This is a genomic window from Hymenobacter jeollabukensis (assembly GCF_005771675.1).
Taxonomy (GTDB): domain Bacteria; phylum Bacteroidota; class Bacteroidia; order Cytophagales; family Hymenobacteraceae; genus Solirubrum; species Solirubrum jeollabukense.
In genome coordinates this window covers 39386-54020 of sequence record NZ_VAJM01000005.1, presented here as the reverse complement: position 1 = coordinate 54020, position 14635 = coordinate 39386, and the positions used below count along the sequence as shown (strand labels likewise).

Annotated in this window: 12 protein-coding genes; 10 read left to right on the top strand and 2 right to left on the bottom strand. The window is 63.9% G+C overall.

Going from position 1 to position 14635, the window contains the following annotated elements:
* Nucleotides 1–24: 24 nt before the first annotated feature.
* A complete protein-coding gene (locus tag FDY95_RS12425) occupies nucleotides 25–762 on the top strand; it encodes a porin family protein (protein ID WP_138078097.1) in 738 nt (245 codons plus the stop codon).
* Here FDY95_RS12425 and FDY95_RS12420 read toward each other — a convergent pair.
* Nucleotides 759–1343, bottom strand: coding sequence for a DinB family protein (locus FDY95_RS12420; RefSeq protein ID WP_138078096.1), 585 nt, complete (start codon nucleotides 1341–1343; stop codon nucleotides 759–761). The two genes, FDY95_RS12425 and FDY95_RS12420, sit on opposite strands and share 4 nt — an antisense overlap.
* 209 nt (nucleotides 1344–1552) lie before the next feature.
* Between FDY95_RS12420 and FDY95_RS12415 the strand changes: the two genes are divergently transcribed.
* The 5 genes from FDY95_RS12415 (at nucleotide 1553) to FDY95_RS12395 (ending at nucleotide 8269) form a co-directional block, all read left to right on the top strand.
* Nucleotides 1553–2524 (top strand): hypothetical protein, encoded by a 972-nt coding sequence (locus tag FDY95_RS12415; protein WP_138078095.1) that lies wholly within the window; start codon nucleotides 1553–1555, stop codon nucleotides 2522–2524.
* Between the two features lie 100 nt (nucleotides 2525–2624).
* Nucleotides 2625–6257: a hybrid sensor histidine kinase/response regulator gene (locus FDY95_RS12410; protein WP_138078094.1), complete on the top strand. Its 3633-nt coding sequence runs from the start codon at nucleotides 2625–2627 to the stop codon at nucleotides 6255–6257.
* A gap of 63 nt (nucleotides 6258–6320) precedes the next feature.
* The gene (locus FDY95_RS12405; protein WP_171025662.1) at nucleotides 6321–7019 is read left to right on the top strand and encodes a LytR/AlgR family response regulator transcription factor; all 699 of its coding nucleotides are present in this window, start codon (nucleotides 6321–6323) and stop codon (nucleotides 7017–7019) included.
* 18 nt (nucleotides 7020–7037) lie between these two features.
* A complete protein-coding gene (locus tag FDY95_RS12400; RefSeq protein ID WP_138078092.1) occupies nucleotides 7038–7682 on the top strand; it encodes a PKD domain-containing protein in 645 nt (214 codons plus the stop codon).
* Between the two features lie 230 nt (nucleotides 7683–7912).
* Nucleotides 7913–8269, top strand: a complete 357-nt coding sequence (locus FDY95_RS12395) for a hypothetical protein (RefSeq protein WP_138078091.1) — start codon at nucleotides 7913–7915, stop codon at nucleotides 8267–8269.
* Here FDY95_RS12395 and FDY95_RS12390 read toward each other — a convergent pair.
* A complete protein-coding gene (locus FDY95_RS12390) occupies nucleotides 8266–9744 on the bottom strand; it encodes a hypothetical protein (RefSeq protein WP_138078090.1) in 1479 nt (492 codons plus the stop codon). The genes FDY95_RS12395 and FDY95_RS12390 overlap by 4 nt on opposite strands.
* Nucleotides 9745–10163: 419 nt before the next feature.
* Here FDY95_RS12390 and FDY95_RS12385 point away from each other — a divergent pair, with 419 nt between their 5' ends.
* From FDY95_RS12385 to FDY95_RS27130, 4 genes are all read left to right on the top strand, one after another.
* Entirely contained in the window at nucleotides 10164–10394 is a 231-nt protein-coding gene (locus FDY95_RS12385; protein ID WP_138078089.1) for a hypothetical protein, read from the top strand.
* Between the two features lie 63 nt (nucleotides 10395–10457).
* A complete protein-coding gene (locus FDY95_RS12380) occupies nucleotides 10458–12194 on the top strand; it encodes an ABC transporter substrate-binding protein (protein WP_171025661.1) in 1737 nt (578 codons plus the stop codon).
* A 4-nt stretch (nucleotides 12195–12198) separates the two neighbouring features.
* Nucleotides 12199–13203, top strand: a complete 1005-nt coding sequence (locus FDY95_RS12375) for an ABC transporter permease (RefSeq protein ID WP_138078087.1) — start codon at nucleotides 12199–12201, stop codon at nucleotides 13201–13203.
* A gap of 209 nt (nucleotides 13204–13412) precedes the next feature.
* Nucleotides 13413–14219 carry an ABC transporter permease subunit gene (locus tag FDY95_RS27130; RefSeq protein WP_394348393.1) on the top strand — a complete coding sequence of 269 codons (807 nt, stop codon included), beginning with the start codon at nucleotides 13413–13415 and terminating at the stop codon, nucleotides 14217–14219.
* Nucleotides 14220–14635 lie beyond the last annotated feature (416 nt).

Sequence of the window (14635 nt, the reverse complement as noted above, 5' to 3'; positions counted from 1 at the left end):
TGGCAGCGTATTCCACTTGTCGCCATGCATAAGCTCCCAATGCCCCACTTCTCCCCCATTGCCGCCGTGCTGCTGAGCGCCGCGCTGTTTCCCGCCGCGGCGCAGGCCCAGGCCCAATTCACCTTCGGACCGCGCGTGGGCGCCGGGCTGAGCACCCTGAAGCTGGCCGCGCCGCTGCCCGCCGGCGCCCGCGTCAGGCCGCTGCCGGCGTATCAGCTGGGCGTGATGACGCAGCTGCGCTACCACAGCGTGGCCGTGCAGTCGGGGCTGCTGTACTCGACCCGGGGCAGCCAGGCTTCCAGCAAGTACTCGTTTACGGCCGGCCAGCGCACCGTCGAGGCCAGCAGCAGCTCCCGGGTGCGCTATACCTACCTGGAGGTGCCGCTGCACCTAGCCTACAGCCCGGCCGCGGCCCGGGGCTTGCAGGTATTTGCCGGGCCCTACGGCTCCGTCGGCGTCGGCGGGCGCCAGCACGCCGAGTTCCAGCAGTTCGACGAGCAGGGCAACTACCTCGGCACCCAGGTCAACGACTCGCCGGTGAGCTACGCGGGCATCATCTTCCAGACCTCCGGCCCCCGCACCTTCGACTACGGCCTAAACGCGGGCCTGGGCTATGAGCGCGGCCGCTGGCTGGCGCAGGCCCAGTACAGCTGGGGCCTCAGCAACCTCTACGCCGCCACCAAAACCGACGAATTGCGTCAATATCACCGCGCCGCCAGCGTCACGCTCACTTACTGGCTGCTGGCCCCCGCCAAACCCTAGCGGCTCACCGAGCGGCTGTCGAGCACGCGCTCAGCCTGCGCGATGTGGCGCTGCAAATGGGCAATGAGGAAGGCAAACTGATCGGTGAGGCGCAGGCGCAGCAGGGGCACAATGGCATTCGGAATGCGCACGGCGTTGGCGTTGACGGTGCGCGCCACCTGCAGCTGGTGGCTCAGGTCGTCGAGCTGGCGCAGGAATACCTCCACCACGGTGCGCGGCAGGCGCGAGCCGCTGGGCGCGTACTGCTGGGGCGTGCGGAGCGGCTTTTCGCGAGCCGGCGTCTGCATGGCCACGGTCAGCTTCTTGCCGAAGTAGCCATTCTTGACGAATTCGGCGGGCTGGGTGCCGCGCTCCTGGGCCCGGCGCAGGCGCTGGTTCATCACCGGCAAATACAGGCCGCCGATGATGTTGAGGTGCTCCAGGCACTGGCCCACGCTCCACTTGCCGGGCGCCGGCCCGCGGTTCAGCTGGTCTTCGCTGAGCGGCCGGAACCGTTCCTGCGTCACCCGCCGCACATCGGCTACGGCCTGGGTTAGCTGATCGAGAAACTCAGTGGTACGAAGCGGGGCGGACGCAGCCATCGGCGGGCGGAAACGAATGCAGCGGACAGGTAGGATAACAACTCGGCCCGCCCAAGGTACGGCGGGCCGGCGGCTTTGCCAACGCGAAAACGGCCCGCCGGGTTGGCCGGCGCGGCGGCGGGCGGTACCGGTCCGGTCGCTACGGGTTCAGCAGCTGCGCGCTACCCACCGGATAGGGCAAATGCCCGCCCCGGCATATCTTGCCGCTTATGTTGCTGAATCCCCCGCTGCGCCGGCTGCTGCTGGCTCTTCTGCTGCTCGGCCCGGTGGCCGCCCGGGCCCAGGCCGTGCCCAATCCCGGCGAAAACATTGCCTACCTCGTCACCTTCGGGGCGCAGGCCGATAAAAGCTGGGGCGACGACGATTTCACCTCGACGTACTTTTTCCTGGTGCCCAAGGAGCGCCGCCAGCCCGTCTACATCCGCGTGTTCGACCCCGACTGCGGCGGCAAGCACGACGAGGCCAAGTTCGGCTGGAACACCCAGACCGAGTTCAGCCTCTACGGCGGCCCCGGCGCCCACTCCAACGCCGACGCCCGCTCGCCCGAGCCCAAAGCTGGCCTGCGCAGCGGCACGCCGCTGAAGTCGGTAACCTTCGGCCAGGATGCCAAGCTGGACAACCAGTGGTACACCTTCGGCCCGCTCAACCCGCTGGAGGGCGAGCTAGTGCCCGAGTTTCAGGGCTACGTGTTCAAGGTGGTGGTGCAGGGCAAAAAGGGCGACGACGGCAACCTCTACCGCTTTTTCCTGAGCAGCAGCCCCAGCCAGAACGTGGCCGTGGAGGGCGGCAACGCCTTCACCTACGAGTACGCCATTCGCCTCACGCCCGAGCGCAACGCCGTGACCCACCTCTACCCGTTCATCAACGAGCACGTGGTCAGCATCAAGCAAAGCAACTTTGACGCCGACGACGATTTGGGCATCAAGCTGTACTCGGTGGCCAAGAACGGGCACGACGCCACCGTGTCGGGCGACACCAAGTGGGCCAGCAGCACCCACCCCGTCAGCGCCAAGGAGCACGGCCTCTCCATCGATATGCAGCTGACCAGCCGCTCGCGCGCCGCCAACGACCTGGTGTTCTACGTGACTGACCAGTACGACACGGCCCTGCCCTTCTTCGCCATTCCGCTGGGCGGCCCGCCCAAGTACCGCTACGACGTGGACGTGAAAATCCGCCGCTAAGCCGGCAGCGTCGGCGAGGCGGCAGCGGCGTTGACCGAGCCCAGCCGCTGGTTCAACGCCAACGCAGCCTGCCGCCCGGCCCCGGCCGTATCTTGCCCCGATGATTCGTTTCTGCGCGCGGTTTGGGCTGTTGATTGGGCTGCTTTGGGCCGTGCTAATGCCGGCCCGCGCCCAGCAGCGGCACTGGCTAAAGCAGTTCGGCCCGGCCGAGGGCTTCGCGCCCAGCTTCGTCTACGCCCTGCACCAGGACCGGCAGGGCTCCCTCTGGGTGGCCACCGCCGAGGGCCTGGTGCGCTACGACGGCACCGAATTCGTCACCTTCACCACCCGGCAGGGCCTGGCCGAGGACTTTGCCACGCGGCTCTTTGAAGATTCAACCACGCACACGCTGTGGGTGAATCACTACCAGGGCGGCGTGTCGCGCTGGGACGGGCAGCGGTTTATGACGGTCCGCAAGGGCGCGGGGTTACCGGCCGGGTTCCGGACGCGCACGGGCCTGCCGGCGGCTGACACGGCTGCCATCAATCATTATCAGCGCCGTTTTCGCCTGACGGAAGTCCCGGACATTACGTGCATGCTCGAAGACCGGGAAGGCAACGCCTGGCTGGGCACGGCCGGGCAGGGTCTGTGGCGGCACTCCGACCGGCACATTACGCTCTATCCCTACCAGCCGCCCAGCTTTTCCGCCCCCACCGTGCTCGGCACCGCGGGCTGGAGCGCCTACGCGGGTACGGCCGCCGGCCAGTTGCGCTTGCTGCGGCCCGACGCGGTAGCTCACCCATTGTCCGGCCCATCGGTTGCCGAGGCGCCGCTGCCTGCCCAGGCGCCGGTTACCGCCATCGAAGACGCGCTGCGGCCGGCCGGGCGCTACCGCGTAGCCACCGACGGCGCGGGCGTGTGGGAGCTGACGCGCCCCGGCGGCGACTGGCAACGCCTCCCGCGTCTGCCCGCTAACCTGCGCGCCACTGCCTTGGCCGCCATGCCCGACGGCAGCCTGTGGGTGGGTACCGCTCTCGACGGCGCTTATTACCTGCCCGCCGACGCCCGCCAGCCCGCCCAGCATTATACCACCGCCAACGGCCTGCTGCACAACACCATTTACAGCCTGCTCTGCGACCGGGAAGGCCGCGTGTGGTTCGGCACCCACGACACCGGGTTGGCGGTATGGCAGCGCGGGCGGTTTGCCTACCACCGCTTCCCCAGCGGCGCCCTCGACGTCAGCGCCCTGGACCAGGACAGCGCCGGCCGCGTCTGGATTGGGACCGAGGGCGCGGGCCTGTTTTGCTATGAACGGGGCAAATTACGCCAGTACACCGGCGCCCAGGGTTTGCCATCAATGTACTGTTACGCCCTGGCGCGTTTCCGGTACGGCCAGGCCCCGCACGGCACCTACGACCCGCGCTACGCTCCTAATCGTTTCTACCCCGACCAGCTACTGGTCGTGCATCGTAATGGTCTGAGCGCCTTTCATCCGGCGACCAAGCGCTTCGTGCCGGTGACTTCGCCCGCCAACCTGTTGGTGCGCGACCTGCTCCCCCTGGCTGCTTTAGATGCTCATAATCTGGCCGTGTGGACGGCCACCCGCGCCGGCCTGCTCTGCCTCAGCACCGCCGATTCGGCCCTTTTCCCGCGCCCGACGCTGGCCGGCCTCACCGTGGCGCGGGCCGAGGTCGACGGCGAAGCCCGCCGCCCCGAAGCCATTGGTACGCTGGCGGCTGGCCTACACCGCGTGGCCTTCGACTTCCGTGGCATCAGCCTGACCAGTGCCACGGAAGTTCAGTACCAGTACCGCTTGCGCGGCTACCACGACGCCTGGAGCCGCCCCAGCCGCCTGGCCGAAGCGCAGTTTCCCCGCCTCGACGCGGGCCGCTACGTGCTGGAAGTGCGGGCCCGGCTGCACCCCGCCGCGCCTTGGAGCGCCGTGACGCGGCTGTCGTTCGGCATTGCCACCCCGTTCTGGCGCACCTGGTGGTTTGCCGCACTGCTGCTGCTGGCTGCCGCCGCCGCCGTATGGGCCTTCATCCGCACCCGCGAGGCCACGCTGCGCCGCCAGAAGCTGCAGCTGGAGCTGACGGTGCGCGAGCGGACCCAGGAACTGCGTCAGCAGAAGGCCCACATCGAGCAGATCAACACCGACCTGGTGGTGGCCCGCGACGCGGCCGAGGCCTCGCGCCGGGCCAAGGCGCAGTTTTTGGCCAACATGAGCCACGAAATCCGCACGCCGATGAATGCCGTCATCGGCCTGACGCACCTGCTGCAGCGCACGCCCACCAATACAGAGCAGACGGAGTACCTGGCGGCCATTCAGGGCTCCTCGCAGAACCTGCTCACCATCATCAACGACATCCTCGACTCCTCCAAAATCGAGGCCGGCAAGCTGACACTGGAAAGCACCCCGTTCGGCCTGCGCGGGCTGCTGCAGCGGGTGGCGCGCATGTTCGAGTTTGCCACCGCCAGCAAGGGCCTGCAGCTGCGCCTGGAGCTGGCGCCCGAGGTGCCCCTGGCCGTGCTGGGCGACCCGGTGCGCCTGAATCAGGTGCTCGTCAACCTGATCGGCAACGCCATCAAGTTCACCACCCAGGGCAGCGTGACGGTGCGCGTGACGGCCCGGCCGGAGGCGGACCAATGGCGGGTGCGCTTTGCGGTGCAGGACACCGGCATCGGCATCCCGGCCGATAAGCTCGACGCCATTTTCGAGGACTTCTCGCAGGCCAACACCAGCACCACCCGGCAGTTTGGCGGCACCGGCCTGGGTCTGAGCATTGCCCGCAACCTGGTGGAGCTGCACGGCGGCCGCCTCTGGGTGGAAAGCGAGGTCGGCGTGGGCTCCACTTTCCTCTTCGAGCTGCCCTACCCCGAGGCCGACGCGGCCGAGCTGCCCTCCGACGCGCCCGTCGAGCTGACGCCCTTCGCGCCGCCCTTGCGCGTGCTGGTGGCCGAAGACAACGAGCTGAATCAGCTGGTGGCCCGCAAAACCCTGGAAGCCTGGAACGTGCAGGTCGTCATGGCCGCCAACGGCCGCCTGGCCGTGGAAACCGCCGCCGCCACCGCCTTCGACGCCGTGCTGATGGACGTGCAGATGCCCGAAATGGACGGCTACGAGGCCAGCCGCCAGCTGCGCCTGCACTTCCCCGATACCGCCGCGCTGCCCATTATCGGCCTCACCGCCTCGGCCCTGCCCGAAGACCGCGCCCTGGCCCTGGCCGCCGGCATGAACGACACCCTGCCCAAGCCCTTCGACCCGGCCGTGCTCTACGCCACGCTGGCCCGCTTCACCGGCCGCGCCACCACGCCGCGTGCCGCCGCCCCGCCCTCCGAGAACCTACCGTCAGTGCCGGCCACCGATGCTACGCCAGCAGTGCCGGTGCCGCCAGCCGCCAACGTCGAAGCACCGGACTGGTCCCTGCTCGAAGAACTAGCCTTCGGCAGCGAAGCCTTCATTGCCCAGATCATCGACACCTTCCTGCGCGACGTGCCCCCGTTGGCCGAGCAGCTGCAGGCGGCCGTGGCCGCAGCCGACGCCGCGCTGGCCGCCAGCCTCGCGCACCGCATCAAAGGCCAGCTGGCCTATTTCGGCCTGCCCCGGCTGCACGAGCTGCTTGATGCGCTTGAGCAACAGGCCAAACAGGGCCAGTTGCCACCCAAAGCGGCGGCCCAGGCTACCACTGCCGATGCGCAGTTGCAGCAGCTGTACCCGCTGCTGCAGCGCCGCCGCGACGCGGCCGCCGGGTAACTGGCTTTTTCCAAGCCGGCGGCTACCTTTGGCGTTATGCCCAACTCCGCCGTTCCCACCACGTTGCGCTGTCTCGTCGTCGACGATGACCCGCTAGCTATCCAGGTTATTCAGAGTTGCATTATCCACACCGATTTTCTCGAATCGGCCGGGTCCTGTAGTAGTGCCATCGAGGCGGCGGCCACCCTGCGTACCACCCCCGTCGACCTGCTGTTCCTCGACGTGGACATGCCCGAAATGACCGGCCTCGACCTGCTCGACACCCTCACCGAGCCGCCCATGGTCGTGCTCGTCACCAGCAGCCGCGACTACGCCGTGGCCGCCTTCGAGCACCGCGTGGTCGATTACCTGGTGAAGCCCGTGGCCTACGCGCGCTTCCTCAAAGCCGCCCAGAAAGCCCTCGAAACCGCGCAGGCCGCCCCGACGCCCGCGGCCGCCGCGCCGGCTTCCACCGACCACACCTTCGTCAAAGTCGACAGCAAGCTGGTGCGCGTGGGGTTCGACGACGTGCACTACGTGGAGGCCCTGGGTGACTACGTGCACATCGTGCTCGGGCAGCAGAAGCTCATCGTGTACAGCACCATGCGGGCCGTGGAAGAGAAGTTTCCCGCGCAGCAGTTCGTGCGCATTCACCGCTCCACCATCGTCAATCTGCGCTACGTGCAGGCCATTGACGACAATGCCGTGGTCATCGACGGCAAGCACCTGCCCATCGGGCAAACCTATATGCGCGACGTACTGCAGCGCCTCAACAAGTTCTAGGGCGTTATTTTCGCTCCCATGCCGCTGTCTGCTCTTTCCCGCTCCCGCGTTATCGGCTCCGCCCCGCGTTTGGGGTGGCCGCTTATGCTCGGTTTCCTGCTTACCGGCCCGGCGGCGCTGGCGCAGCAGGCCGGCGACACGCTCAGTGTCAGCTGCCCTCGGCCCAGCGTCCCGCCGCCCTGCGTCGACCTCGACGCCCGCCGCTCCGTCGACCCCGCCGCCGGCCCCCTCACCTACCGCTGGCAGATGGGCGACGGCACCACGCTCACCGGCGCGGTCATTTCGCATTGCTACGCCGAGCGCCGCCGCTACCTCATTCAGCTCGATGTGCTGGACGAGCGCACCGGCCGCCTGCGCACCGCCGAGCAAACCTACCCGGTCGATTTTACCCTGGAGCCCCTCGTCGACTTCACCCTCTCCACCGACACCGTGCGCGTGGGCCAAGTTGTCACCTTCGATGCCTTCCAGGCCCAGATTCCGCCCTGCACGAATACCGTCGTGCTCTGGGATTTTCGCGACGGGACCATCAGCAACGGCCGCCGCCTGACGCATACCTTCCGCAAGCCCGGCCGCTTCGAGGTGCGCATGAGCCTGCGGGCCAACGGCCCCGATTCCTGCCCCGATAGCCACTGCGTGAGCCGCCCGGTAATCGTGCTGCCTTAGTCCATTCCAAGCCTGCCGGCAAAATGCATTCCTCTAAGCCCGATCAATATGGTCGGGCTTTTTTGTGTTGTACTCGCGCCAGCCGCTTGCACTGTTACATGAGGCACTTAACTACTCTTCGAAATACTGTGCAAAAAAATATTTCAAAAGTTCACAATAATTCCTGTTCATTCCGTTTCTTTGTCCTGCCGATCCAACATCTTCTCAACGTAATCCAACCATACTCCGCCATGAAAAAGCTTCTGACCACCACCTGCCTTTCGCTGCTGCTGGTTGGCGCATTCGCCCAGGGCACGCCTTCCATCTCGCAGCGCGCTGCCGACTACACCCGCACGCTGGCCCCCCGCCTAGGCCTGGATGACGCCCGCCAGCTGCAGGTAAAGCGCCTGACCATCAGCCGCATGGAGAAGGAACAGGAAATTGACCGCATGTACGTGGGCGACGAAGCCGTGCGCCAGCCCAAGCTGCAAGCCGTGGCCGAGGAATACCGCACGAACCTGAAAACCCTGCTCACGGCCGCGCAGTACCAGCGCTTCGAGCAGTGGGCCGCTACGGCTCCGGCCAACGCTACCGCCGCGAAACCCTAACCGGCGCGCCTCAGCCGCTCCTGCTGTTGCTGCTTTTCAGCCATGTGCTGCAGCATCAGCAGCGTCTGTTGCCAGAGGCTTTCGTAGGGAATGATTTCGATTTCCGCGAAAGCCTCGCCCGGCGGCGGGGTTTCAATGAGCCGGCCCAACAATGCCTGCCCCTTTTTCTCGCAGGCCTTGGGGTCGAAATTCTCTTTTACCGTCAGTTGCAGCAAGCGGAACATCAGCCGGCTGCGCAAGGTGGCGGCATCGCGCAAGTGGGCGCTTTCGTACTTGCGCAGGCTTTCCAGGCGCGCCAGCAGCGCCTCGATGTTGCCCTCGCGCAGGTAGTGCAGAAACTGCAGAATCAGAATGGCCACGTTATAGCCCTGCTTGTCGCGGCTGTGGTCGGGAATGCGCTGCACCAGCTGCGCAAAGTGCAGCGGCCGCAGCCCCGCTTCCTCGGGCCGCACAAAGTACAAGTAGGCCCGGAACAAGTCCCAGCGCTGCCGGGCCGGCTGCGAGATTTTGGTCACAAACGGGTTGTTCTGCATCCGCCGCAGCAGGTCGCCGGCCAGCGCGTAGTCCCCGTCGTGCATGGCCAGCAGGTAGTAGTTTTCCAGAAACACAAACCAGTTGTTGCTGGAGCGGTGAAACGCCGACAGGTAGCCCTCGGCCACCGCCAGCCCTTCTTTCAGGCGCCGGGCCCGCAGGTGCCCGTATACGTTATAAAACTTAGTGAAGCGCCCATCGAAGCGTCGCGGGTTCAGCTTGCCCCGTGCGAATAAGTCTTCGGCCTCCTGGGTGATGCGGATGATTTCCTCAAAGTTGCCGACCAGCTCCTGCAGAATCAGCTGCAGCTTCAGCAGCGGGTCGTACACGTTATAGGTTGGCACTTGCTTATACAGCGCCTCCAGCTTGCCGATGATAATTGGTAGCTGCTGCAGCAACCGCCGCCGCGACGACACCGAACGGGCCAAGTTCATCTTTGCTTCTCGAAACAGGTGCTGGGCCTGTTGTTCCACCAACAGGGTTTTATCGAGTTTCTCGAGCTGTTTGACGCTTTTGCGGTACTGCGAATAGTCGTTGGTTTCGATGCTGATGGCGCGCATCATGTCCCAAGCGCTGATGGCCTGCGGCGTGAATTCTCCCTCGGCCGCCAGCCGTGCGGCCTTGCGTAGTAGTTGCGGCAGTAATACTCGCTCGCCTTCCCGCAGTAGCATCGTCGCTTGGTAAATCATTTCCAAGCATTGCTGTTCGTAGCGCCGGAAAGCCGGATGCAGCGGGTCGGTGTGGTCCAGGAAGAACAAATGATTGAGCAGCTTATGCTGCAGGCGCTGCTTGAGCTTGCGCACAGCGGCCTGGCTTTTGGCCGAGCCGCTGTTGTACATGCGCTTGGCTACTTGCAAGTTGCTGACATTGGCATCGGCCAGCAGAATATTCAGCAACTCCTCCTCGCGGGTGCGTGCATCGCCCCGGCCGGCGAATTCAACCAACGGGACCGTTGTCAACCGCCGATTCGTCACAACCTTGGCCAAATTCACCAGCTCGTTCATGGCTTAGCTATGTGGTTTCGCTTAAATGGGCTTTCTGTACTGCCTTTTTGCCCTAAAAGGACAAGTCACAACGCTCTTCTATCCTTCCTTGAACGCAACAACTCCTTGGTGGCAGCTTTGCATCGTAGAAAATCCGCCCTTTTGGGTACCTGATTGTCACAGACGGTGCCCGTTCAGCGGCAAATCTACGGGGGCTGTAACGCTAAGCAGAACTTCCTTGTCGTATTCTTCCGCGTTCATCACACGGCATGAAGCAAGAGTTATAGTCACAACGGCAGAAGCTTCTTCCTTTACCTGCGGTAGGGCAATGACCCAAATTTGTGTCAATCAAACATTTGACACTCAAAAAACCAACGGTCATGATGGAACTCCTACTCGCCGCCCTTTTCCAATTCAGCTCCATTTTCGTAGGTGTTGATGCTGCTGCAACTGAAACCGGTGGCACCGGCTGGGGCGAAGGCCAAGCCACTACCACCACGACCAACTCGGCAGATACCGGCGGCACTGGCTGGGGAGAGGGTCAGGCTACGACCACGACGACCACTCCTTCGATAGAGACCGGTGGCACCGGCTGGGGCGAGGGTCAATAAGCCCGCATTCGGCGGCACTTAGGTATCTTGGGCAGCCTTACCTCAGCGGTAATGCACCCGTCCATGTTCCGATCTGCCGTTATCGGGGGCCTGCTCGGCGGTATTCTCGGCTTCACCGCCTGCTCACCGTCTGCTCCCCCTCAATCGGCCAGCGGCCCCACCGTGCGGGTATGCTGGCCCCGCGACCCGGAGTCGCTGAACCCGGTAACACTGCCCAATGCGTACGCCGTGCAGGCGAACAACCTGCTCTACCAGAGCCTGCTGACGGTGGATGGCCCAACCCGGCGCCACGTGCCTTGGCTAGCCGCCGTACTGCCCGTTGTCGAGCGGCGCGATTCGCTTACGTACCTGCATTACCGCTTGCATCCGCAGGCTGCCTGGGACAACGGCCAGCCCATTCAGGCACAGGACGTGGTGTTTACGCTTAAAGTCCTGAATTGTCCGGGCTTGCCTAACGAAGGATTGCGCAGCTTGGTGAGTTTCATCCGGGCGGTGCAAGTAGACCCCGCTGATCCGCGCCGGTTTACGCTGGTTTGCCGCGGCTACGCCCCCGAATACCGCGACAACAGCGGCGAATTTCCCATCCTGCCCGAGTACCTCATCGATCCGCAGGCGCGGCTGCGCCCGGTGCCGCTGCAATTGCTGCGGCAGGATGACAGCTTGGTGTCGCGGCTGGCGCCCATCCGAGCTTTTCAAGAGGAATTCAACCAAGCCTCGCGTTGGCGCGACCCGCGTACGCTGCGCGGTAGCGGGCCATATCAACTCGCCAGCTGGCAATCCGGCCAGCAACTTACGCTGGAGCGCAAGCCCCGCTGGTGGGCCGACAGCGTTCTGCCGCGGAAGCCTGCGTTGGCAGCAAATCCAGCGCGCATTGAATTTCACGTAGTGCCCAATCCTGCCACGGCATTGCTCGCGCTGCGCCGGGGTGAACTGGATGTGTACCCGCACATGCCGGGACCGGACTTTGCGCGTCTTCGGGCCAACGACAGCACCAAGTTTCGTTTTTACTCGCCCGCGTCTTACCGCGTGACGGTGCTGGAAATGAACGTGCAGCACCCTGCGCTGCGCGATGTTCGCACCCGCCAAGCGGTGGCCCTGCTGGTTGATTATAAGCAGCTGCTACGCGCCACCCAGTACGGCCAGGGCCAGCGCAGTACCGGTTTGATCAGCCCGCGCGAGAAGTGGGCCTACCACGACAGCTTGCCGCTGCGGGCGTATTCTCCGCCGCGCGCAACGGCCTTGCTGCGGCAAGCAGGTTGGCAACAGACGCCGGCCGGCTGGCGCCGGCCCGAGCAGGCTACGCCGCTGTCCTTACGGCTGTTTTACAGCGCCGGCGACCGAACCTTCGAAACCATAGCCCTGCTTTTCCAGCAAAGCGCCCGCGCAGTAGGGCTATCCGTCACGCTGCACCCTACCGAATCGGGCCAGTTATCGGAGATACGCCGCAATGGGGAATTTGACCTGAACCTGCGCACGCTCTACGGCAACCCTTTTGCCTACGACCTGCGGCCGCTGCTACACACCAGCAGCATTGGCCGCGGCGGGGCCAACCGCAGCCGATTCGGCAACGCGGCTTCGGACCACCTGCTCGAAACGCTCTACACCACCGAGGACTCCGTGACCAAAAAAAGGCTGCTGCAGCGGCTGCAAACCCTACTGTACCAGCAGGTGCCATTTACCCCGTTGTTTTTCGAGCCCAACCGCTTGGCCGTGTCGCGACGCTTCGATCAGGTGCGGCCCAGTGGTCTGGAGCCCGGTTACGATTTGCCGGCGTTCAGCCTAGCTCCGGCGCAGCCCTGACCCAATGGTCCGAGCATTACTGGTGCGCACAGCGCGGGCATTGAGCACGGCATGGTTGATTGCCTCTGCTATCTTCCTGCTAAGCCGCAGTCTGCCGGGCAGCGGCCCGCGGTTGCTTACCGATGAGCAGGCTAGTCCATTCGGCCAGCAGGCCACAACCGAAGCGCGTTATCAGCAACGTCTGGGCCTGCAAACACCCCCGTTTTACTTCCGCCTGCTGCCGTGGCGCTGGCACGGCACGCCCAACCAATACCACTCCTGGCTTACTGAGCTGGCTCAGGGCAATTTGGGTACGTCGTTTCGGGATGACATGGCCGTGACGACGCACCTACGCCAAGCATTACGCCTGACGCTGCCGCTCACCGTCAGCGCCTTGCTATTGAGTGCAGGAGCAGCGCTGTTATTGGCCCAATGGGCAGTACACCGCCCTCGCTGGTACCATTGGCTGCTGGTGGCAGGCTATTTCTTAGACAGCTTGCCCTTGTTTGTGGTAGGTATGACCTTGCTGCTGGTGCTGGCCAATCCTGACTTCTGGCCGCTATTCCCGGCCTACGGCTTACCAGCCGCTGCCTCGCCTGCGGGTACCTTATCCTGGGAGATGGTGCCTTATTTGGTTCTCCCGGTTGCAGCTCTCACTCTCACCAGTGTGCCCGCTTTGTTCCTCCCCTTAGCGGCGGCATTGCGTGAGCAGGCGCCCCAGCTTTATGTAACCGCAGCTCGGGCCAAAGGAGCCTCGCGTCATCGGATAAGTTGGCACCACTTGTTGCCCAACGTCATGCCCGTGTTCCTCACCCGTCTCGCCGATTTGGTACCGGGGGTAGTGGCCGGGGCATTGGTCGTTGAGGTCGTTTTTGCGCTGCCAGGCATGGGCCGGTTGCTGGCGGAAGCCGTTGCCGCCCGCGACGTCCCCATCCTCGTAGGTGGCGTACTGCTGGTAGCCTGCGTACGCTTGCTGGCTTGGCTGCTGGCTGATTTCACCAGTGCCTTGGTCGACCCTCGTTTGCTGTGAATTCGCTCCGTTCGCGTCTACGCGTGGCCGGCCGCTGGTGGGCCTGGCTCTGGTTGTTGCTGCTGCTGGCAGCCGCTGCCTGGGCCCAATTTGGTTCGGCAGCGGGTCACCCTCTTCCCCTGGACGCAGAACGATTCAGCCAAGTCCCTTCTGCCCGGCACCTACTAGGTACCGACGCCTATGGCCGCGACGTTCTGGCCGATTTGGCCATGGGCGCCCGCCGGTTGTTGCTGGTCAGTGTCCCCGCGGCGCTGCTAGCTTCAATTGTAGGTGTGCTGCTTGGTACCGCCGCGGGCTATTGGGGCGACACCGGCTTGCGGCTACGACAGGCTGCCGTCATTGCCTTGCTCACCTGCTTTACCGGATTGCTGGTTTCCGAGCCCACGGCGGTTGGCTGGTGGCTGCTGACTGCAGCCCTTGCTACGGTGGTTATTTATTCCCTGAATTGCTTCGCGGCCACCGTCGCAGTACCTCTGGACTGGCTGGTGCAAAGCACCATGGCCTGGCTGGGCGCCGTACCCCGCCTCGTGTTGGTGTTGGCCCTGACGGCGTTGCACGCCCCCACTGATTGGTGGTTGACGGGTATGCTGGCGCTGCTCTGCTGGACTAACACGGCTCGGCTCACCCGAACATTAGTGCAGCAACTATGTCATCGGCCTTATGTAGAAGCGGGGAGAACAGCGGGCTTGTCCTCGGCCCGGCTACTATGGCATCACATTCTACCGAATGCGTGGCCGAGCCTACGCACTTCGCTGCCCCTTAACCTAAATACCTGCCTTGCCCTGCAAACCACATTAGCGTTTCTGGGAATAGGATTGGCGCCGGATCAGGCAGACTGGGGAGCCACTTTGGCCAATGCTCGGCTAGAACCCAGCGCGTGGTGGCTGGTGGTAAGCGCACTATTAGCGCTTACGCTTACAGTAGTGGCCTTGTATCTACTGTTGCCCCCCTCACTAACCAAATTAACTGTATCGTCGAGGCTAACTTCGCCGCCTACCTTACGTCACAAATACTAATATGTTATTACATTAACCACCAATTACTACAATCGATTAAGAACATGAAAGTCAAACTAATAACATAAAACACCTCTGTTAAAATGAGATATTTCAGTTACTAATATCCATTTTTTGACCAATGTATAAGCGTCACATTGGCACCATAATCTTCCTTTATTAGGAACAGGCTGTACGCTTCTTTTGTAGTGTAGAGTTCGAAAAAAGCCGCCAAATCAAGGCGAATCAGTCATGTTGACGCTGGCTTTTTCGGACTAGGTTGTTGCATTCACGCCACCATCACAATGCAAGCCATCAGCCTACCGACGCCGTCCAGCCTGGAATTAGGTGCGGATGCCGTCAGCACAACGGACGGCCTACTGGTCGCCGACGTGTCGAAAGTGGAAGAAGCCCTGCGCCGCGGAGCCGCCGTGCGC